At 39.2% G+C, this 20,724-nt stretch carries 24 protein-coding genes and 1 other annotated feature; of the genes, 10 read left to right on the top strand and 14 right to left on the bottom strand.

Annotation, left to right across the window (positions count from 1 at the left end; translation table 11 throughout):
* Positions 1-359 precede the first annotated feature (359 nt).
* Genes AB986_RS09730 through AB986_RS09720 form a run of 3 tightly spaced genes read right to left on the bottom strand, consistent with a single transcriptional unit; the run spans position 360 to position 1,738 of the window.
* Positions 360-758 carry a hypothetical protein gene (locus AB986_RS09730; protein ID WP_048310623.1) on the bottom strand — a complete coding sequence of 133 codons (399 nt, stop codon included), beginning with the start codon at positions 756-758 and terminating at the stop codon, positions 360-362.
* Positions 755-1,192 (bottom strand): hypothetical protein, encoded by a 438-nt coding sequence (locus tag AB986_RS09725; RefSeq protein ID WP_048310622.1) that lies wholly within the window; start codon positions 1,190-1,192, stop codon positions 755-757. The genes AB986_RS09730 and AB986_RS09725 overlap by 4 nt, the downstream gene beginning before the upstream one ends.
* Before the next feature lie 24 nt (positions 1,193-1,216).
* Positions 1,217-1,738 (bottom strand): hypothetical protein, encoded by a 522-nt coding sequence (locus AB986_RS09720; protein WP_053216111.1) that lies wholly within the window; start codon positions 1,736-1,738, stop codon positions 1,217-1,219.
* 343 nt (positions 1,739-2,081) lie between these two features.
* On the opposite strand from AB986_RS09720, the gene AB986_RS22355 reads away from it, so the two are divergent.
* The 3 genes from AB986_RS22355 to AB986_RS09710 all read left to right on the top strand — a co-directional run bounded on the left by AB986_RS22355 (position 2,082) and on the right by AB986_RS09710 (position 4,521).
* Positions 2,082-2,255, top strand: a complete 174-nt coding sequence (locus AB986_RS22355) for a hypothetical protein (RefSeq protein WP_161797360.1) — start codon at positions 2,082-2,084, stop codon at positions 2,253-2,255.
* A 139-nt stretch (positions 2,256-2,394) separates the two neighbouring features.
* Positions 2,395-3,126 carry a class I SAM-dependent DNA methyltransferase gene (locus tag AB986_RS09715; RefSeq protein ID WP_048310621.1) on the top strand — a complete coding sequence of 244 codons (732 nt, stop codon included), beginning with the start codon at positions 2,395-2,397 and terminating at the stop codon, positions 3,124-3,126.
* Positions 3,127-3,747: 621 nt separating this feature from the next.
* Positions 3,748-4,521 (top strand): TerC family protein, encoded by a 774-nt coding sequence (locus AB986_RS09710; RefSeq protein WP_048310620.1) that lies wholly within the window; start codon positions 3,748-3,750, stop codon positions 4,519-4,521.
* A gap of 93 nt (positions 4,522-4,614) precedes the next feature.
* Here the strand turns inward: AB986_RS09710 and AB986_RS09705 are convergent, their stop codons facing one another.
* The 4 genes from AB986_RS09705 to spxA form a co-directional block, all read right to left on the bottom strand.
* The gene (locus AB986_RS09705; RefSeq protein WP_048310619.1) at positions 4,615-5,895 is read right to left on the bottom strand and encodes a histidine--tRNA ligase; all 1,281 of its coding nucleotides are present in this window, start codon (positions 5,893-5,895) and stop codon (positions 4,615-4,617) included.
* A gap of 388 nt (positions 5,896-6,283) precedes the next feature.
* On the bottom strand, positions 6,284-7,267 hold the full coding sequence (locus tag AB986_RS09700; protein ID WP_048310618.1) for a zinc-binding dehydrogenase: 984 nt from the start codon (positions 7,265-7,267) through the stop codon (positions 6,284-6,286).
* 172 nt (positions 7,268-7,439) lie between these two features.
* The gene (locus tag AB986_RS09695) at positions 7,440-7,856 is read right to left on the bottom strand and encodes a universal stress protein (RefSeq protein WP_048310617.1); all 417 of its coding nucleotides are present in this window, start codon (positions 7,854-7,856) and stop codon (positions 7,440-7,442) included.
* A 148-nt stretch (positions 7,857-8,004) separates the two neighbouring features.
* A complete protein-coding gene (gene spxA, locus AB986_RS09690) occupies positions 8,005-8,400 on the bottom strand; it encodes a transcriptional regulator SpxA (protein ID WP_048310616.1) in 396 nt (131 codons plus the stop codon).
* A 237-nt stretch (positions 8,401-8,637) separates the two neighbouring features.
* Here spxA and bcbE point away from each other — a divergent pair, with 237 nt between their 5' ends.
* On the top strand, positions 8,638-9,843 hold the full coding sequence (gene bcbE, locus AB986_RS09685) for a bacillibactin exporter BcbE (protein WP_048310615.1): 1,206 nt from the start codon (positions 8,638-8,640) through the stop codon (positions 9,841-9,843).
* Between the two features lie 71 nt (positions 9,844-9,914).
* On the top strand, positions 9,915-10,085 hold the full coding sequence (locus AB986_RS22350; protein WP_161797359.1) for a hypothetical protein: 171 nt from the start codon (positions 9,915-9,917) through the stop codon (positions 10,083-10,085).
* A gap of 261 nt (positions 10,086-10,346) precedes the next feature.
* Here the strand turns inward: AB986_RS22350 and AB986_RS09680 are convergent, their stop codons facing one another.
* The gene (locus AB986_RS09680; protein WP_201779262.1) at positions 10,347-10,649 is read right to left on the bottom strand and encodes an MTH1187 family thiamine-binding protein; all 303 of its coding nucleotides are present in this window, start codon (positions 10,647-10,649) and stop codon (positions 10,347-10,349) included.
* Positions 10,650-10,803: 154 nt separating this feature from the next.
* Between AB986_RS09680 and AB986_RS09675 the strand changes: the two genes are divergently transcribed.
* Positions 10,804-11,103, top strand: a complete 300-nt coding sequence (locus AB986_RS09675; protein WP_048310613.1) for a hypothetical protein — start codon at positions 10,804-10,806, stop codon at positions 11,101-11,103.
* A 123-nt stretch (positions 11,104-11,226) separates the two neighbouring features.
* Positions 11,227-11,514, top strand: a complete 288-nt coding sequence (locus AB986_RS09670) for a putative quinol monooxygenase (RefSeq protein WP_048310612.1) — start codon at positions 11,227-11,229, stop codon at positions 11,512-11,514.
* Positions 11,515-11,693: 179 nt separating this feature from the next.
* On the opposite strand, the gene arsC is transcribed toward AB986_RS09670, so the two are convergent.
* From arsC to AB986_RS09655, 3 genes are read right to left on the bottom strand one after another with little or no spacing between them, the layout of a single operon-like run.
* Positions 11,694-12,113 (bottom strand): arsenate reductase (thioredoxin), encoded by a 420-nt coding sequence (arsC, locus tag AB986_RS09665; protein WP_048310611.1) that lies wholly within the window; start codon positions 12,111-12,113, stop codon positions 11,694-11,696.
* 23 nt (positions 12,114-12,136) lie between these two features.
* Positions 12,137-13,432: an arsenic transporter gene (locus AB986_RS09660; RefSeq protein WP_048310610.1), complete on the bottom strand. Its 1,296-nt coding sequence runs from the start codon at positions 13,430-13,432 to the stop codon at positions 12,137-12,139.
* A 13-nt stretch (positions 13,433-13,445) separates the two neighbouring features.
* Entirely contained in the window at positions 13,446-13,790 is a 345-nt protein-coding gene (locus AB986_RS09655) for an ArsR/SmtB family transcription factor (RefSeq protein WP_048310609.1), read from the bottom strand.
* 225 nt (positions 13,791-14,015) lie between these two features.
* Between AB986_RS09655 and AB986_RS21605 the strand changes: the two genes are divergently transcribed.
* Positions 14,016-14,111 (top strand): YjcZ family sporulation protein, encoded by a 96-nt coding sequence (locus AB986_RS21605; protein WP_142329528.1) that lies wholly within the window; start codon positions 14,016-14,018, stop codon positions 14,109-14,111.
* 110 nt (positions 14,112-14,221) lie between these two features.
* Here the strand turns inward: AB986_RS21605 and desB are convergent, their stop codons facing one another.
* Positions 14,222-15,277: a Delta(10) desaturase DesB gene (gene desB / locus AB986_RS09650; RefSeq protein WP_048310608.1), complete on the bottom strand. Its 1,056-nt coding sequence runs from the start codon at positions 15,275-15,277 to the stop codon at positions 14,222-14,224.
* A gap of 144 nt (positions 15,278-15,421) precedes the next feature.
* Positions 15,422-15,672: a binding site (T-box leader), on the top strand.
* A 44-nt stretch (positions 15,673-15,716) separates the two neighbouring features.
* On the opposite strand from desB, the gene AB986_RS09645 reads away from it, so the two are divergent.
* Both AB986_RS09645 and AB986_RS09640 read left to right on the top strand, forming a co-directional pair.
* Positions 15,717-16,712: a tryptophan--tRNA ligase gene (locus tag AB986_RS09645; protein WP_048310607.1), complete on the top strand. Its 996-nt coding sequence runs from the start codon at positions 15,717-15,719 to the stop codon at positions 16,710-16,712.
* Between the two features lie 86 nt (positions 16,713-16,798).
* On the top strand, positions 16,799-19,225 hold the full coding sequence (locus AB986_RS09640; RefSeq protein ID WP_048310606.1) for a bifunctional diguanylate cyclase/phosphodiesterase: 2,427 nt from the start codon (positions 16,799-16,801) through the stop codon (positions 19,223-19,225).
* Between the two features lie 571 nt (positions 19,226-19,796).
* On the opposite strand, the gene AB986_RS09635 is transcribed toward AB986_RS09640, so the two are convergent.
* Both AB986_RS09635 and AB986_RS09630 read right to left on the bottom strand, forming a co-directional pair.
* Complete coding sequence (locus AB986_RS09635; protein WP_269082694.1) at positions 19,797-20,402, bottom strand: STAS domain-containing protein; 606 nt, start codon at positions 20,400-20,402, stop codon at positions 19,797-19,799.
* 33 nt (positions 20,403-20,435) lie between these two features.
* Entirely contained in the window at positions 20,436-20,639 is a 204-nt protein-coding gene (locus AB986_RS09630; protein WP_048310604.1) for a hypothetical protein, read from the bottom strand.
* Between the last annotated feature and the right edge of the window lie 85 nt (positions 20,640-20,724).

Raw genomic sequence — 20,724 nt, 5'->3', positions numbered from 1 at the left:
AATTAATGGTGAGGAGGAAAACGACGATCGTAAAGGTAATTGAAGTAATTGGCATGTCGCTTCCTCTTCACGTGAATAATTGACCTTTGTAGTAGAGAGATGGGTTTAAGGTGGATTGCACTGCTGGTTTAATTGATTGGTGCAGGAAATATCCTGATAGTAAAATGGTTACTGCTGCTATCATTTTTTCCTCCTCTCCCCATTAAAGAGTAATGTATCTAAGGAGATTGGCAAATCATATCAATAGATTAAGATTACGATACCGAATAGTAGGGGGAGGGACTCCAACTACTATAGGAATCGTCAATTTGTGAAGATTCGTTTAAATTCTATCTTTACAAATATTTAAGTTACATTCTTTATTCCCCAACACTTACACTTTTGATATGAAACATGGAAATGTGGATTAGTTCACGTTCTTTAATTAGGAGGATGTGATCATCTTGTAAGCCAACCAATACGCCTTCAGTGTGCTCTGGTCCACCACGATTGATTTTCACCCATTTGTGATGCATAGCTGATAGTACGTCTTCAAAAGAGCCCTTTTTTAAATAGGATTTCTTATGATTTTGTTCTGAATTTGCTGTTGAGTTCTTAGTAATGCTTTTTACATGTGTAAGATTGTAGTAAATAACCCCATTTTCACTTAGAAGAACAAGGTGGTCATCCTTTACACTAAGAAGAGAGCCACTTTTCGATTCAGGTCCTTTTAAATTAATTTGAACTTGTTTCCCTTCTAGAACTTTAAAATTAGTCATGTTTGATCATCCTTTTCTACCTCTAACACAATACTACGGATATGGAAAAGTGGAAGTGTAATGACTTCATCATTTTTAATAAGAGTTACTGAATCGTTTTCAACTTTTTCAATGACGCCCTCAGTTTTAGAAGGGCCACCTCTGTTAATACGTACCCAACGATACTGTGAGTTCTTAAGAACTTCTTCAAAAGTGGAACCTTCAACTAAATCTTCTTTATGGTTGTGAGAGCGTCCTCGAAAACCATCTTGTGAATTCATAGAAATGCTTTTTAAGTGTGTAATCTGGTAGTAGTAAAGTGAATCACCTGTTCCTTTTAGTACGAGAAAGTCTTCTTGAAGGTCTACAAGTGTTCCTTCTTGAGATTCAGGGCCACCTCGATCTATTTTAACTGTACGCCCAATGTGTGCTTTAAGATATCTGAAATTATTCATAGTTAACCAATCCCTTCGTTTTATTTATGATCTTTTTCTAAGTGACGGTGGCGTAGATAGAGTATAAACATTCATAGGCTCACATAGGTCTGAGCTTCCAAGAGCAGAAGCCTTCTGATCGTTTTTGTTACTTACGTCGGGGCTACTAACACTTTTGATATGAAAGAGAGAAATATAGATGAGTTCTTCATTTCTTACTAAAATGAGTTCATCATTTTCTACTCTACTTAGAACCCCCTCCACTTTCTCAGGCCCCCCACGATTAATTTGAATCCAACTATGTTTTAATTTTTCAAGTACATCACGTAGTGTGCTTCCTTCAGATACCCAATTTTCTTCTGCAAGGGAAAGCTCTTCTTTCGAATCTAGCGTAATACTTTTCAAATGTGATGTTTGATAATAAAAAATTACACTATCGTTGTTTTTTAGTACTAGCAGGTCCTCAGTAAGCCCAAGTAGTCTACCCTCCTGTGACTCAGGACCACTTCGGTCTACGCGTACTTTACGACCGATATGCTCCTTTAAATATGAGAAGTTGTTCTTCACTTCTGCAACATCCTTTCTTCTGCTTATTAAACTCTTGTAATGACATCATACGTATCACGGTGTGTTAAAGACACGTGTATTGGTCCAATTAAATGAAAATGGGTGAAAGTGATCGAGATTGTGTTGATAAAAGAATTGCTTGGAGTAAAACTTTCTTCTGTGGAAAGTATGCAATTTCAACTAGTAAAGATAATGCAGAGTGTAGGATTGAGAATGAGGAACGACAGATGCACTAGCTTGGATCAATCAGTACCCAAGTTCAGATAGAAAGAGAAGATAGGAAGCTTTTCTAAGGAGTTCTCTATTAGTTGAAGAAAGCAGGAAAGATATCTACGATGAACCAATGAAGCATTCGGTTAAAGTGTTAGATAAAGAAAAACTAATTTTCAGAAGTACTTTTGAAGTTAGCAATGGGAAGATTTTCGGTGAAGACCAGTATGTGGTGAGGGTAAGTTTAGGTGATTTAAGTGGCAATTTGCCAGTTGAATTAGAGCCTGTGAAAATTGAGTTGAATTAATGATAAACGTAAGGGTTGCTTGAGTTCTCTGGCAGTCCTTACTTTATTGAAATATTTGAGGGTTTATCAACAAAAGTAAAGGAGATCGAGTAGCACTATCGAATAGTATGCAGAATGCCCAAATAGAGGAGGAAGCTGGATGGAATACAAAGGTTCGTCTGTTTATGACAACAAAGAGTTCTACGATCACTATATGGTTAGACGACATCGGAATGAGAGTCCGAATAAACTAATTGAGAATCCAGCCCTGTTCGATCTACTAGGAGATATCGGTGGCTTAAGCATCTTGGATCTCGGGTGTGGTGATGCCTCGCTTGGAGAAGAGTTACTTATGCGTAACTGTTCATCTTATTTAGGCATTGATGGATCTAAGAACATGTGCGAAAGAGCTGCGGATAAACTAGAAGGATCATTAGGTCGTGTGCAACACTCTTCTTTAGAAGAGTACGAGTATCCACCCAACACGTTTGACCGAGTCATCTCTCAATTAGTTCTACATTACATAGAAGAAGTTGAACAAGTTATGGAAAAGGTTTATCACACACTAAAACCTGGTGGAGAGTTTGTCTTTAGTGTTCAACATCCTGTTTTAACAGCGTCTGTTGAAAGCATGCAGGGAGGAAAGCGTTCGAACTGGATTGTGGATAATTACTTTTCTTCTGGAAAAAGAATTGAGCCCTGGATCGGGGAGGACGTTGTGAAATATCACCGAACCATTGAAGACTATTTCCTCTCTTTGCAGCGCGCTGGTTTTGAGATCCAAACCCTTCGTGAAGGGACGCCTCGAAGAGAAAATTTCGAAACTAAAGAGGAATATGAACGAAGAAAGAGAATCCCATTGTTTTTACTTTTTTCATGTAAAAAGCCATAAATCAAAGGGTTCTTTTAAAAAGGTCTTTTCTTAAGGCTCTTTTCTAAAAGATTGTTGCTTTTGAAAAAATTATTGAAAAAACCAACTTAGGATTGGAGCGGAAGGATGCTCGACTCCTGCGGGACTAGCGGGACAGGTGAGACCCCACAGGAGCGTTAGCGACGAGGAGGCTCACCGCCCGCCCCGCGGAAAGCGAGCATCGTGGAGCGGAAATTCACCAACTCTTATAGCAACAATCTATACTAAAAAAGCCTTTTTTAAAGATTGTAGTTTTTAAAAGAGATTTATATAAAGAACTAAACATAGCTGATTGGAGCGGAAATGAATCTGCTATAGGAACAAACACCCAATCAAAAGAAAAAAGATCTTGACGAATAGCTAGTCCTTGCATTAGTATAAATTTAACAATCTAATAATCGGACTCCTAAAGGGGAGTAGCTTTTACAACAAAGTCGTCATTCCGGAGTGTTCGCACTCTCGGCTTTGTTGGCAACTTAACAGTTGTTAGCAAGACCTTTACTGCTGGTAAAGGTCTATATTTTTTAACCTTTACCGTATGTGGGTAAAGGTTATTTTTGTGGTTAGTATTCTTATAAAAAGATGAGAACAAGGGGGATGAAAATGGAGTTTGCTATTTTACTTGAGTATGGTTGGGTTTTGCTGCTTCTCATTGGACTTGAAGGGCTACTTGCAGCAGACAATGCACTAGTATTAGCTATTATGGTTAAACATTTACCAGAGGAACAGCGTAAAAAAGCTTTGTTCTACGGATTAGCAGGTGCTTTTGTTTTTCGCTTCGCATCACTATTCGCCATTTCGTTTCTAGTGCATGTGTGGCAGGTGCAAGCAATAGGAGCATTGTATCTATTGTTTATTGCGATCAATCATATTGTTCGAAAAACGATTTTCAAGAAAACCATAAACAAAGAAAAGGAAAACAAAGAAAAGAAACAAGCCAGCTTCTGGGGCACTGTAATTAAAATTGAACTAGCAGATATTGCTTTTGCAGTTGATTCAATTCTTGCAGCAGTTGCATTAGCAGTCACTCTCCCGAATACCCCTTTACCTCAAATTGGTGGACTAGATGGAGGGAAATTTCTAGTAATCTTCGCAGGTGGTCTTATTGGCTTGATTATTATGCGATTTGCAGCTAATTACTTTGTTACATTGTTGAAAGCGAAGCCAGGTTTAGAGATTGCGGCGTTTATGATTGTTGGCTGGGTTGGTGTTAAGCTATCCGTTTACACATTGTCGCATCCTGAATTAGGTGTATTACCAGAGGCTTTTGCGAAATCTGTAGCATGGAAGGCGACGTTCTATAGTGTTTTGATTCTCATTGCTGTTGGCGGCTGGTTCCTTTCAAAGGAAAAAGAAGTAGATGCTTCAGAAGGATAGTCAGAGGAGCTTCAATCGGTTTCAAATAAAAGAATAATACGTATACAAAAGCGGTGGATCATCTCTGATCCTTCGCTTTTTTTGTTACATGCACTAAAATTGAAACGGAATTCGTTCTTCATTTCCTTCTTCTAATAATCTCAGGACGATTTCATTGCGTTCAACTTCCTGTTCTCCTACAAAAATAACTTGCTTAATCCCTCTTTTATTTGCACGGTCGAGTAATTTACCAGTGCGTTTACCACTCATATCGAGTTCAACTCGGTAGCCTTTTTTACGATAAGAAGACGCTACAATAAGAGCTTCAAGCTTGGTTCCAATTGGAATGATAAGATAATCTGGATTCTCCTCTAATGAAAAAGGCTCTTCTTTACTCTTAATTGCTGTTAGAATTACATCAAGCCCAAATGATATGCCAACTGTAGAGACAGGCTCATCCGTTCCAAGTAATCCGCCAATCGCACTATCATAGCGTCCGCCACTCCCGATGCTAGAAGAAATGGATTGATCGGTTATGAAAACTTCGTAGATTGTTCCAGTGTAGATGTCGAGCCCTCTGGCTAGAAATGGGTTGAACTTACATTGTTTTTGTAAACCGAGTCCTTCAATGTAGGAGGTTAGTTCTTCAAGTTCTTGTAAGCCTTGTTTAACCTTTTCATTAGCAGAAGAGTATGACTTAAAATAGCATATCTCTTTGTTCACCCATTGCTGCGTTTCCTTTTCGACAAGTGCGATCGATTGAGACGAAACGCCTTTTTGCTGCAGTTCTTTTTTCACACCGTCCATCCCGATTTTCTCTAGCTTATCCAATGTTAATATAACGTCATTCAAGAGGGATTCTGGAATGGAGATGGATTCAAGCATACCAGCGAGAAGTTTGCGATTGTTATACTGAATCGTTACCTCAAGGTTAAGCTTGGTGAAAATATCGCAAGCCATCTCCATTAACTCAGCTTCTGCTAGTGGTGAGTCAATACCTGTTACATCAACATCACACTGTGTAAACTCTCTGAATCGTCCTGGTTTAACTGGGCCATCTCTGAAAACTTTCCCGATTTCATAGCGCTTAAAAGGCATTTGCAAATCTGGGTTCATGGCAACCACTTTGGCAAATGGTATAGTTAAATCGTACCGAAGAGCAAGCTCACGTTCACCACGATCAGATAAGGTATACATTTCTTCTAAGATTTCAGCACCGCCCGCATATTTAGATGATAGTAGGTCCTGTTTATTTAGAATGGGCGTTTCCAGTGGGAGACAATTGTACTGAATAAATGTATCTTCTAGTGTTCTTCTGATGTTACGGCGTATTGTTTCTTCTTTAGGTAAGTAATCTACTGCTCCCTTAACGTTCTGATCCTTCAGCTTTTTCATTTAAATCATCCTTTCGTTTTTGAATACAAAAAAACCGCATAGAATGAAGAAGCTTGCTCTTCAGATTCATGCGGTTACGAGAAATAGCCTTCCTATACGCGATTTTTAACAAGCGGATAGCAAGGCTAGCTGTGATGATGAAGTTGTACGACAAAAGATAAGTTAACCATATCGTTCACCTCTTATTTCAAAATATAGTAGCATATCGAATAAGTTGTTGCAATATTTCTTTTCTTTAGATAGTTAGTCAGGTAATACTTCTAATGAGCCAAACATCCAGAAATCCACAATATGAGCTAACATAGCCTTTTCTTAATAATTACAAATCAAGGGTGTTAACAATCCAAAAAAAAATCGTCCTCATTATGCGAGGACGATTGATCTTAAGTTACTCTTTCACCTTTGCTACAATCTTACCGGTCACATGTCGTTCGGATAATTCAACAAGTGCTTGTGGAACATCTTCTAGGGAAACGATTTGATGAATCAATGGATCAACATAGCCGCCTAGAAGGAGGTTAATCATTTCGTCTCCCATTGCCGCAAGGTCCGCTTGTTCTGCTGTATTAGAGGATTGGTGAACACCACCGAGTGCGATCTGGTGGAAAGAAAGAGGACGTGCGAAAGAGACACCTTGAGTAAAGTCAGGTGCGCCTGCGATGTAGGCAATTTGGCCATTAAACGTGAGTGTATCAAGTGACTTTGTTGCGTTATCACCACTTACTGCATCAAGAACAGCGTTTACCCCAATCCCATTCGTAATCTCTAGTACTCGTTCAACAAAATCTTCTTCTTTGTAATCGATCGCATAATCAGCACCCAATTGTTTAACAAAGTTGTGATTATGTTTGGATGCAGTTGTGATGACCGTTAATCCCATGTATTTTGCCATCTGGATTGCGAAGCCGCCAACCCCACCTGCTCCAGCGTGGATAAGGATTTTTTGTCCTTTGTGTATATGAAGCTTACGGAAAAGTGCTTGATAAGCTGTATAACCAGCAGTCGGAATCGCAGCCGCATCTTCAAACGGTATCGAATCAGGTAGAGCTGAAATTGTATGAGCAGATGTTATCGCGTACTCTGCAAATGTTCCTTTCTTTGTCAGATCTCCGTGATAGACAACGCGATCACCAGGGTTCCATTCTGTTACATCTTCACCTACTTGCTCAATAATCCCAGCACCATCAAGTCCAAGAACATGTGGATATGTCCAGTTTGGATTACCATTTGTTGCTGTTTTATAGTCAACAGGGTTTAAGCCTGCAGCGTGAATATTAACTAGAACTTCACCTTTACCAGGAGTCGGTGTTTCAATTTCTTCCACTGTCATGGTATCCCATAACCCTTTATCGTTAAGTACTAGAGCTTTCATCGTACTGCCTCCTTAACCTTCTAATAATATGTCACTTGTGAATAATGGTTTATACATACTTGAATATTTTTCTCCAGGCTTTTGGTTTGTAAACCAGAGAAATAGTTTTCTTATAGAAAGAATAAACGAAAAAACTCCTTAGTTCTATTAAGGAGTCTAAGATTTATTCTGTTTATTTTACAATAAGGACAGGAGAGTTGGCTTTTTGGATAACTTGATGACTGACACTGCCAACTACCATTTCTTGTAGAACGTTTAAACCTCTCGTTCCCATTACGATCAGGTCGACTTTTTTCTCAGCCGCATATTCAACAATCGTTGTGGAAGGATTACCGCGCAAAATGGTGACATCATAGGATACATTGGCTTCGACTGCTTTCTCTTCCGCAGCACGAAGTTTGTCTCTTCTTTCTTCATCAATACCAATTGAGTCAACGTTTCGTAACACGTCATGCTTAGACGTTTCACCGTCAACGACATAGACAATGTCTACTTTAGCGTCTGTTAGGTTAGCTAATTGGAATACTTGATCAGCTGCTTTAACTGAATCTGCTGAACCGTCAGATGCAAGCATGATGTTTTCATACATAGGAAAGACCTCCGAACGTGTGCTTAAATTCGCTTTCCTCTAGTTGATACCCCGAAAAAGCGACACTCAATCAAAGCACTTATTTTTAATGAAGTGATATGAGTCGAAAAATAAAAAAAAGCGAGAGTGATTCTCGCTTTTCTAATTTCTATTGTGCTTCCTGAAGAATTTGCTCGAGTTGGAATGCTCTTACTTTTCTTGGGAGAAAGCTTCTAATTTCATCTTCATGGAAACCAACCTGAAGACGTTTTGTATCAAGAAGAATAGGGCGTTTTAGAATACCGGGATTGTCTTTGATTAAACTGTAGAGCTCCTGTAATGTTAATTCATCCAGTTCTTTATCCAGTGCATCAAAAGCTTTTGAACGTGTAGAGATAATTTCCTCTGTTCCTTTTTCTGTCATGCGAATGATTGCTTTGATTTCGTCTTCCGATAAGGGCTTAGCAAACATGTTGCGTTGTTCGTAAGGAAGATTGTGTTCTTCAAGCCAGGCTTTTGCTTTTCTGCAAGATGTGCAGCTAGGTGAAGTATAAAGTGTGATCATGTGTTTGACCTCCAAATGGAATGATACATGGCTCATCTCCATGTAGTATACAGTATGAGTTGACATTGCGACTGTAAGCTATGTTACACATTTATGACGATTATCTATGTTTGGAATTCATTTTATCTTATGGCTTAAAGTGTAATCTAAGTATAGAAATAGCCAGCTACTATGGTATACCCGAGAACAAGAGCAGGCAAACTACTTGAGAAGTTCAGTTTTCACTGGAGGAAGCTTATGGACGATAAAAAGAAGTGGGATCTTATTTCGCTTGCATCCATTCCACTTGTTATGACACTTGGCAATTCAATGCTCATCCCTGTTCTACCGCTCATTGAAAAGAAACTTGGCATCACATCCTTTAAAGTATCAATGATCATTACTGTGTATTCAATTGCAGCAATATTGTTAATTCCAATTGCAGGCTATTTATCCGATCGATTCGGTAGAAAGAAAGTCATTATACCAAGTTTATTTATAGCAGGAGTAGGTGGACTTGTAACAGGTTGGGCATCATGGTCTCTTGATGACCCTTATGTCATGATTCTTGTGGGAAGAGTATTACAAGGAATTGGATCTTCTGGGGCAGCTCCTGTTGTCCTTCCACTTGTTGGTGATCTGTTTAAAAGTGATAAAGATGTAAGTGCAGGTCTTGGGCTGATTGAAACGTCCAACACTGTTGGAAAAGTATTAAGTCCAATACTTGGTGCGCTTCTTGCATCGTTTATTTGGTACTTACCATTTTTATCAATACCTGTTTTCTCACTTATTTCAATATTACTGGTCAGTTTCCTTGTTAAATCCCCAGAAAAAAAAGAGGATCCACAAACTTTTTCTTGTTTTCTAACCTGTTTAAAAGAAATCTTTCATCATGATGGCAAGTGGCTTACGGCTATTTTTGCAATCGGTGGTATTATCATGTTCGTTCTTTTTGGTGTGCTTTTTTATCTTGCAGGGTTTCTTGAAAATGAATTCCAAATTATTGGGGTAAAGAAAGGTGTCATCATTGCTATTCCTCTTGTCGCTTTGTCACTTACATCCTTTATGACTGGTAAGCGAATTGGGGAAGAGAAAACGGTAATGAAATGGTGTATCTTTAGTGGTTTATTCCTCGTCTTTGCATCTACGTTAATGGTTTCATTTACTAACAAGCTATGGCTAATGCTACTCATTCTATTTCTTGCTGGAATTGGAATCGGAGCTTCTCTCCCTTGCCTTGATGCACTCATAACAGAAGGGGTTAAAAAAGAGGAGAGGGGAACCATTACGTCCCTTTATAGTTCAACACGGTTTCTGGGCGTAGCGGCAGGTCCACCAGTCTATGCCATACTAATGAACCAATCACATGAATCCGTATTCTATGTTTCATCAGGAATAAGCGCAGTTGCCTTGCTTCTATGTTTCTTTGCTATTAAACCTGAAGCAAAGGCAGGGGACGTTTAACATTACCTGATAAAGGGTATATTAACATTCCCCCTAAAGAAAAATTAAGGTTAGAAAAGAGGTAATGTAGGATGTCATTTGAATTATTTTTACAATTCCTAATGCTAAGTATAGGATTTGTAGCAGTTGCAGCTTTATTTCTGAATTTCGATAAAAAGCGCACCGAGAAGCGTTTGCAGCTTGAACTTGCCGAATATGAACACGAACTTAAGCAAACTAAACATGATATTGGAAACAAATAAGATGGAGACTCTGGAGTGAGTTTTCATCTTTTTTTGTGCTCAAATTTAAATAAAAAGCTCTTTTCTAAAAGATTGTTGCTTATGAAATAATTATTGAATAAAAAAACACACTTCGCTGAATGGAGCGGAGGAGGCTCACCGCCCGCCCCGCGGAAAGCAAGCATCCTGGAGCGGAAATCAAACGCTATACAGTAAAAGCAACAATGTCTACGAAAAGAGCCAAATAAAAAAAGGAGAATGGTTCTCCATCCTCCAATATCGTCATCCAATTGAACGTTTCACTTCATTCACTTGTCCATCAATTGTTAGTGCATTGTCCTCCCTATCCTCGATCTTAATATTCGTGACAACACGATCTGAACCGTTCTTCAATGCTCCTGTATGAATATCTCTTGCTAGTTCGAATAGTTCATCAACATCACCTTCAAAAACGGTAGAGGTTGGACCAACGTGGTATTTAAAACCTTCTTTCTCTGCCAATCTTATCGCATTCGTTACAAAATGACTCATGCTTGTTTGGGTAGTTCCGATAGGTGCTACGCTAATTTCTAATAAAGCCATCATAATCTCCTCCTGCTTTAAGTGTCTACATGTGTTATTTACCTTTTTGTAGAAATTGAAACATGGGATGACTATTCAGAATATCACTTAGTATTATTAAATAATTGAAACAATTACCAGTTTTTGTTCGTATAACGTAAGAAAGGAGGTACAAAACATGTGGAGTGTTTTTATTGTCATTGGAGGTATCGTTCTTTCCTTAACGGGGTTTAACTGGTTGATGGGTTATCGTAAAGACCATTTGCAAATTGATTTTGATGAGCGATATTTTGATTTTAATGAGTACATCCGTGCCATTAAAGCGGAGCTTGAGTCACAGGGTAAAAAAGTTGAATACATAGGCCATCGTCGTTTTCTAATTGACGACAAACCATATGCTTTTATTGAAAGGAACATATCCATGGGTGGTGTACCTCTTCAACGGACAATCTTAAAACCTATCTCAAAAACAAAGTAGTAACCAGGAAAAGGAATAAGGAATTGCTATTCTCACTCGTTAGAATTAAGCACTACTTTTGCTTTAATAAGTTGAACCTACTATGCTTATCCTAATCGTAAATAACAATTGGAGGTAAGAAGTATGGAACAGCTTACAGTAACAGCTATCCTTAAGCCGAAGGAAGGATGTGAAGGCGACGTTAAACGCGTGCTTCATGAAGTGCTTATTGGCTCACGAGAAGAAGAAGGATGCATTCAATATGATGTTCATCAATCGGTCGAAGATACAACGTTTGTGATCTATGAAGTGTGGGAAAATCAAGATGCTGTAGAGTCGCACATCAACTCAGCGCATTATGAGAAATACAGAAATGAGATTGCAGACCTCATAACTAACAGAGAAGTATATAAAATGAAGAAGCTTGATTAAGCCCTCGTTTTAAGTTTCACATGAAAAATCGCGGATATTTTCTTCATTTCCGCGGAAATATCCGGAATATCGCGGATAAAATTGCTATTTCGCGGATATATCAAAAATATCGCGGATAAATTGAATACTTACATGTGAAAAGGCACTTCAACGGAGGTTGAAGTGCCTTTTTGAGTCTTTTATTTACCTTCTTTGGCAAATCGAGCGATACGTTCTTCAATTTCATCACGAACGCGCTGGAAAAATGCCCATTTTTCTTCTTCTGATCCTTCTGCTTTTGCTGGATCGTCAAAACCCCAGTGCTCGCGCTTAACATGTGGTGGCGTTACTGGGCATTTGTCGTTTGCATCGCCGCATAATGTAACAACAAGATCAGCGTTGTTCAAGATTTCTGTGTCAATCTTATCAGACGTTTGATTTGTAATATCGATTCCGGATTCGTTCATTGCTTTTACTGCATTTGGGTTTAAGCCGTGAGCTTCGATCCCAGCTGAATAAACATTATAGTCATCACTAAGATGCTTCTTTCCAAATCCTTCAGCCATTTGGCTTCTGCAGGAGTTTCCAGTACATAGAAAGTAAATCGTTTTTTTAGACATAATAATCTCCCTTTAGATGTAATTTAGATGATAATCAGCCAGAGGTATAGACCGAGTAATGTAATGAATAGTGTTGGAATAGTTAGCACGATTCCAATTTTAAAGTAGTAGCCCCAAGAGATTTTCACGCCTTTTAGGGATAGTACATGAAGCCATAAGAGTGTTGCAAGTGATCCAATTGGAGTGATTTTAGGTCCAAGATCTGATCCGATAATATTTGCGTAAATCAATGCTTCTCGTAATGTTCCAGAAGTTGAAGTGGCTTGGATGGCAAGTGCATCAATCATAACAGTTGGCATATTATTCATCAGAGATGAAAGAATCGCTGCGATAAAGCCCATTGAAAGTGTTGCAGCAAGTAAGCCTTGATCAGCAGTTGCTTGAATCACACCTGCAAGCACATCTGTTAAACCTTGATTTCGTAAACCATATACAACAACATACATTCCGATCGAGAAGAAGACAATTGCCCATGGAGCACCTTGGATGACCTTATTTGTTTCAACAGCTTTGCTTCGTCTTGCCATTAGAAGGAAGAAGATTGCAACAATACCAGCGATAATTGAAACGGGCACGCCAATGAATTCACTTGAGAAATATCCAACGAGAAGAACGGCGAGAACATACCAAGATAGTTTAAACATCTTGTGATCTTTAATTGCTTCATTCGGCAATCGCAGCTGATTCACATCGTAATTTCCTGGAATATCTTTTCTGAAAAATAGATAGAGAACAAGAATACTTGCACCGAGTGCAAAGAAGTTCGGTACGATCATTCGAGATGCATATTCTACAAATCCAATGTCGAAGAAGTCAGCAGATACAATATTTACAAGGTTACTTACAACAAGCGGTAAAGAAGTTGTATCGGCAATAAATCCACTCGCCATTATGAATGGAAGAATCATTTTTTCTTTGAAGTTCAAGTTTCGGACCATAGCTAGGACGATGGGTGTCAGAATCAGTGCAGCTCCGTCATTAGCAAAAAGCGCTGCTACGATTGCACCAAGCAATATCACATAAATGAACATGCGAAGTCCGTTTCCTTTAGCCGCTCGAGCCATGTGAAGAGCAGCCCATTCGAAGAATCCAATTTCATCTAATATCAGTGAGATTAGGATGATGGCTATGAAAGCGAATGTCGCATTCCATACAATGCCAGTTACGGTTATAACATCTTGAAAATCAACAACGCCAACAAGGAGAGCAAGTATAGCACCTCCACAGGCAGACCAGCCAATACCAAGATTTTTTGGCTGCCAGATCACGAGAACTAGTGTAACCACAAAGATTAGTATAGCTAGTAAGACAGAAGTCAATCCAATACCCCCATTAATCGCAGCAAATGCGTAATCCTTTATTTTCTAATTCTTTTAGCTTGTCCATTTGTTCAGGAATAAGCTCAAGTACGCTTTCTACAATCGAGAAGGTGTCACTTTCTCGATTCAATGAATAGAAAATCCATTGTCCACTTCGACGTTCCTTAACAAGCCCGTTGTCACGTAGTTTTCTAAGGTGCTGGCTAATAGAGGGTTGACTCATTTGAAGAACTTCAACAAACTCACAAACGCAGCATTCGCCATCTTTAAGTAACCCAATCATCGTTAATCGCGTTTTATCACCGAGTAATTTAAGGACCGCTGCAGCTTTATCAATCTCAATTAGTGTTTTCTCCATCCCATCACCTCCGATGATTAGTATATAAGTATATTCTTATATATGCAAGGGAGAATTTAGCAACGAGGAAAGAGAGGATCATCTTGTCTTGTGTAAAGAAGAAATGATCCAATGGTTTCATCAAGAGATCCTAAAGTAATACGAGAAACATAAGCGAACGCCCATCCATTGCTGTGAGTCTTGCATAGTATGTAGTAATCCATGATGGAAAGGAGGTCATACTCCATGGGATACGGTTACGGCAGTGGGTTTGCTCTAATTGTAGTGCTGTTCATTCTTCTTATCATCGTAGGTGCAGCTTTTGTTGGAGGAGGCTACTAATTCTCTGAACATAGGCTGTATTAGGCAGAATATATCTGTCAATAGAGCATGGGTTGAATAACAAACGCGCAAGAAGGCTGATTTCAGTTAATCAGCCTTTTCTTGTGCGTTTATTTGTCTGTTAGCTTTCTAGGAAGGATCGCTTTTGGGTCTAACTTGTTTCCAAGGGAACCATAGGCGTTTTTGTTCATTGGATCGATAAGCTCATTGTGTTCAAAATAAACACGAGGTGTTTGCCATAATGCAATTAATGCTTGTGTCATAGGCATTTCATGATATCGTTCTGGCCACATGGTTTTGATGTGCTGCTTAACAATTGGATAATACTTTGGATTCATTCCAGGAAAAAGATGGTGCTCCGTATGATAGGAGAAATTGAAATGGATCGTATCGACCCACTTTGGAACGGTCACCGTTAAACTGTTGGCAAGTGGATCATTCACAGGTGTTAGTGGATTAAGCCTGTGATTTGTTGATATGTAAGCCATCACAATAAAGTTAGCAATCAGCAAAGGGATAAGAAAGGCAAAAAGCCATTTGGTAAAGCCGATTAAGAAAATCAGACCGATCCATGTCATCCAGGGCAGGATTGTTTGTAACCATACTTCTGGTTGCTTACGTGGTTTAAACTCTTTTACATACACAGTAAACATCTTAAGTGAATGAGCTGTAAATTGAACAGCAAGGGATGCAAATGCGAAGAAAGCACGAATGGATAGCGGGAGATTGTAAATCCACCGAAAAACCTTTAATTTCGAGATTCTTTCAAGGGTCGGCCATGCATCTGGATCATTTTCATCGTGTTGTGTATGAACGTGATGATTCAAGTTATGCCACTTTCTCCATAATTGTGGACCAGTACTTAGCGGCCAGAAGGCAATAGCACCGAGAAGGTCTCTGAGCCAAGATTTCCGTACGACAGTGCCATGCAGAATTTCATGCCCAAGAAATCCAAGACCTGCAAAAGAACAGCCTATTATAATGGAAATTCCTAGATTTATTAGTGGGTGTAATTCAACAAGACCAATCACAAAAAAACAGCTTATTGTTATGACTAAATATGTAAGGCCTCCAAGTAGTCGTCTTGGTACAGGTTTAAAAGCTTCGATAGGCATATGTTTTTTGATACGAGCTGCATACCAGCTAAATGAATGTAGATCGTTCATTTTCGTCTCCTCCCATTTTGATATGCTCGTTTCTTTTGGAAAGTCATATAACTCCATAATGTACGGAGAAGGTTTAAATTATTCAGTTAAAAAGTGGAAAAGTGTTGATCTTTCCAAAGCGTAAAGTTAGAATTATAAAAAAATAGACAGGCAATGAAGAAGAAGAGTACTTTCGAGCAGCACTTCAGAGAGCTGATGGCAGGTGAGAATCAGCGTGCACGAAAAAGGAATGGGCTTCTGAGCTACCGATCTGAAATTAGGATAGTAGGATCTGGCGGAGCGTCTTACCGATACAAAAGACATCTTATTGGAATGTGTCATTTTTCCTGTAAGTGTTAAGTGCGTTTACTCATGTAGACGAATAAAGGTGGCAACACGGGTTTCCCGTCCTTATTGGATGGGGAACCCTTTTTGTGTTGTCTAAAATGGAGGAATCGAGATGAAGACAGTTCTAACTGGAATTAAACCAACAGGGAAAGTTCATCTAGGTAATTATAGCGGTGCGATCAAGCCTGCACTTAATCTTGCTAGGGATAATAAGCTTGAACCAATTTATTTCATTGCCGATTATCATGCACTAACGAGCGTAAGAGATCCTGAAGAGATGAGAGAATTATCATATGGTATTGCTGCAACATGGCTTGCATTAGGTCTTGATCCTTCAAAATCAATATTTTATCGTCAATCTGATGTCCCTGAGATTTTTGAACTCTCCTGGATCCTTTCCTGTTTTAGTTCAAAGGGTTTAATGAATAGAGCTCATGCATATAAAGCGGCTGTTGATCGGAATAATGAGGCGGGGAGAGAACCGGATGAAGGTGTAAATATAGGGTTGTTCACTTATCCGGTTCTAATGGCATCTGATATTCTACTTTTTAAGTCAGATCTTGTTCCAGTAGGGAAAGACCAAATTCAACATGTTGAGATTGCACGTCATCTGGCTGAAGGGTTTAACAAGCAATATGGAGAAACGTTTTCCATACCAGACTATGTTGTGGAAGAAGCAACTGCAATCATCCCTGGTCTTGATGGAAGAAAAATGAGCAAAAGCTATCAAAATACGATACCATTATTTGAAGAATCAACTAAACTTCGCAAATTACTTAATCGAATAAAAACAGACTCTTCTCTTCCAAATGAACCGAAAAATCCTGATGATTCAGTTGTGTTTGCACTTTATCAAGAGTTTGCGAGTGATAAAGATATTGCAAGAATGCGAGAACGATTTGAAAATGGAATTGGATGGGGAGAGGCCAAAAGTGAACTTTATCATGCTATGAATTTATTCCTTGAAGAACCACGCAGAAAGTACAATACTTATATGTCGCATACAGATGAGCTAGAATTGGTTCTTGAAAAAGGAGCAGAAAAGGCAAGGGATAAAGCACGTCCTTTATTAAATGAGGTTAAAAGGAAACTTGGGATCAGGATGTAATCTACGTTTTGTCTTAAGTTTGTTCTAAGATTAACCGATAAAAGAGTAGAAGAAACATCATTAAATACTATCGGAGGAACAACTAAATGATGCAAATGTCCGGACAATATAATTTATGGATCATCATGCTTTCAATTTTCATTGCTATTATTGCATCTTATAGTGCACTGGATCTTGCAGGTAGGGTTTCACATGCGAAAGGGTTACGTAGATGGGTGTGGATCGTTGGTGGAGCTGGTGCTATGGGTATTGGCATTTGGTCGATGCACTTTATTGGCATGCTAGCTTTCTCTATGTCGATCCCGATGACATATGATCTATCACTAGTGTTTCTTTCGATAGGTGCATCGTTTCTAGGAGCACTCATTGCTCTTATTGCAGTGGGGAGCCAAAACCAAACAAATAGTAGGCTTATAATAGGTACGGTTTTTATGGCTTGTGCGATCGTTGCTATGCATTATATTGGGATGGAAGCGATGGAGAAGGTAATTATTACTTACAACCGTTTGCTTCTAGGATTATCAATTCTCATTGCAGTAGTTGCTTCGTTCATTGCACTTAAGCTTTCCTTTGCATTCTCCACAAATAAACCGTTTAGTAATATTATCTTGTTGAAAGTCATAAGCGCTAGCGTTATGGGATTCGCGATTGCAGGTATGCATTACGTAGGAATTGAAGCAGCGACTTTTACTTTATCTTCAGCAGTTAACGATGAGTATGTGGAAGGACTTAATACAAACACGCTCTCAATCGTTATTGCAGTCTGTTCCTTATGTATCCAAACGATCATGATCTTTGGAATTGTGACAGAGCGAAGATTTATCAAGCAGTCGATTGAGTTGAAGGGAAATGATTATCGCCTTCGATCCCTTCTTTCTTATAGTATTGATGCCATTATGACACTATCTGTGGATGGTAGAATTCGCTCGTTAAATCCAGCTGGTGAGAAGTTATTCAATGTAAAGAATGAGCAATTAAGAAGTATAAACCCAATGGATTTCTTTGAAAAAGATGATTATGAACAAATGCGTCAGCATTTCCTAAAAGTCCATGAAACAAAGAGAGCTGTGAGCCTGAATACGAAAGTTTATACAGTTCTAGGTGATGTGAATGAGTTAAATGTGACGTTTGTTCCGATTTATTTAAACGATAAGTTAGATCGCATTTATGCGATTACGAAAGACATCACAAAACAACGAAAAGCTGAGCGAGAAACGCAACAAATGGCCTATTACGATTCACTAACCCTTCTACCTAACCGTCGCTTCTTCGGTGAATTTCTTGAGAAAGTCTTACAAGGAAAAGAAGACCGTTGCGATGTTGCTGTTATGATGCTTGATCTTGATCGGTTTAAAGTAATTAACGACGCCCTCGGACATAATACCGGAGATGAGTTCCTTATCGCTGTTGGGAAGCGCCTTCAATCTTGCGTTGAAGCCTATGGATTTCTCGCGAGGCTTGGAGGGGATGAATTTGTTATTGTGCTAAATGATTTTAGTAAGGTATACCCTGATGAACTAGCTGATGAAATTATCGCATGTTTTAAAGAGTCGTTCATTGTTGGTTCACATGAACTTTCAACGTCTGTCAGCATAGGCATTGCTCTCACACCTGATGACGGAGAAAATGTAGAATCTTTAATGAAGCATGCTGATATCGCTATGTATTCAGCCAAAGGACGAAACCGTCAGAAGTACCAATTCTACTCTACTTCAATGGGCAAAAAAAGTGAATTGAGATTAATTCAGGAAAGTTCGCTTAGAACCGCTCTTCAGAAAAAAGAGTTCGTTCTCCATTATCAACCACAAGTTAAGTGTGAGGATGGTTCACTGTCTGGGGTAGAAGCGCTCGTTCGATGGCAGCCTGAGGGAGGCAAACTGAGGTATCCGAATGATTTTATTACACTTGCAGAAGAAACTGGGTTAATCATAGAACTCGGGAGTCAGGTTCTTGATATGGCATGTGCACAAGCAAAGAAGTGGAGCGACTTGGGAAATCCGATTCGGGTTTCAGTTAATCTATCGGCGAAGCAGTTCCAGACGGAAGAGTTAATCACAACTGTGAAAAAAACGATTGAACGCTATCACCTCGATCCTTCTCTAATCGAACTTGAAGTCACAGAAAGCATGACGATGGAGAACTCATCCCGTTCGTCATGGATGATTACTTCATTAAGAGAGTTGGGGGTTAGCATTTCAATCGATGATTTTGGTACCGGTTATAGCTCACTCAGCTATCTAAAAGACTTTTCCATTAATCAGATTAAGATTGATAAGTCCTTTATCGATGAACTAACCCACAATGTAAAGTCAGATCAAATTACGAGTGCGATCATTGCGATGAGTAAGCAGTTAAAGCTTCACGTGATAGCGGAGGGTGTAGAGACGATTGAGCAGGCGCAATTTTTAAGTGATAAGGGTTGTGATAGTATTCAGGGTTATTTCTTTAGTAAGCCTGTCACGTCTGAACAAATTGAATCAACATACTTAGCAGTGGGACAATCACTAGCGTAGTGATGCTAAAAAACTCTTTTCTATAAGAGTGGTTAATTTCCGCTCCAGGATGCTCGCTTTCCGTGGGGCGGGCGATGAGCCTCCTCGGCGCACAAAANGTCTTTTAGAAAGACTCTCATCGTAGACATTATGCTATAAGAGTGGTTAATTTCCGCTCCAGGATGCTCGCTTTCCGCGGGGCGGGCGATGAGCCTCCTCGGCGCACAAAATCATTGCGCGTGCGGGATCTCATCTGTCCCGCTAGTCCCACAGGAGTCGAGCATCCTTCCGCTTCAATTAGCCAAATGTGGTTCTTTATACAAAACCAACAGTCTTTTAGAAAGACTATCTTCGTAGACATTATGCTATAAGAGTGGTTAATTCTCGCTCCAGGATGCTCGCTTTCCGTGGGGCGGGCGATGAGCCTCCTCGTCGCACAAAATCATTGCGCCTGGGGTCTCACCTGTCCCGCTAGTCCCGCAGGAGTCGAGCATCCTTCCGCTTCAATTAGCTATGTGTAGTGTTTTATATAGAAGAGACGTTTGTAAAGGTGTGAATGAACAATAAAAGGACTGCCCTCAGGGGCAGTCCTTTATTCTTTCACTAATTTGTATCCGATCCAATTTAATGCTTGTTTAAGGTTAGATTGTACGACAATTTCATCAAAATCAGTATGCGATTGAACAGCTTTTAGAGCAAGGTCCGGACGTATACCAGTTACAATCATTTGCACTCCGATTAACTTTAAAGATTGACCAATTTTCAAGAGATTCATGGCACTGTTCGCATGAATGTTAATAAGGCCTGATAAATCAAATATAAGGTAGTCCAGGCTTTTATTCGCACTTTCAGATAATGCGATTTCCATTATACGTTCTGTACGCACTTCATTTACATCTCCGACAATTGGAAGTATAGCTACCTCATCCGAAATGGGTACGATCGGAACTGATAACGTTTCGATCTCTCTGTTGGCTCTTTCTAATTCAAGGACATTTCCAAGTAAATTTGCCATTGCTTTGAAAAGATCAATGTGATCTTCAGTATAGCGATAAGGATTAAGATCTAGACCACAAAGAGTACCATAATTTTCGCCATTTCGATAAAAGATGGGGACTCCGATTAAAGAACCTCCACCAAGATTCTTAGTAACTTCCATGTCTTTAGTCGCTTCGTGTGAAGCTAGGTTATCTATGATAAGGGGTTCACGACCGCCTTTTACAATAAATTGTCAGTAAGAATCACGATAAAGCGTTTCAAAATCAGTATCTAGAATGACCTCATCTCGGTTATAAGATGAGATGATATCAACGTTGGTTTTATCATTTTTGGCAACGAAAAACGTATTGACGCCAACGAATTTACTGATCACTTCGAGAACATCACTTGAAGCTTCTTCTATTGTTGCATAAGTAGGAAGATTTGAAATATTCATATGGATCACCTCTTTTATACTTTAGTTCGATTTTTTATTCTATTCTCATCGTAACGTATTACAGTCAGAATGAAAATGTATTTAA

This window comes from Guptibacillus hwajinpoensis (assembly GCF_001039475.1).
GTDB lineage: Bacteria > Bacillota > Bacilli > Bacillales > Guptibacillaceae > Guptibacillus > Guptibacillus hwajinpoensis.
The sequence above is the reverse complement of the archived record's forward strand: the minus strand, read 5'-3'. Positions and strand labels throughout refer to the sequence as shown.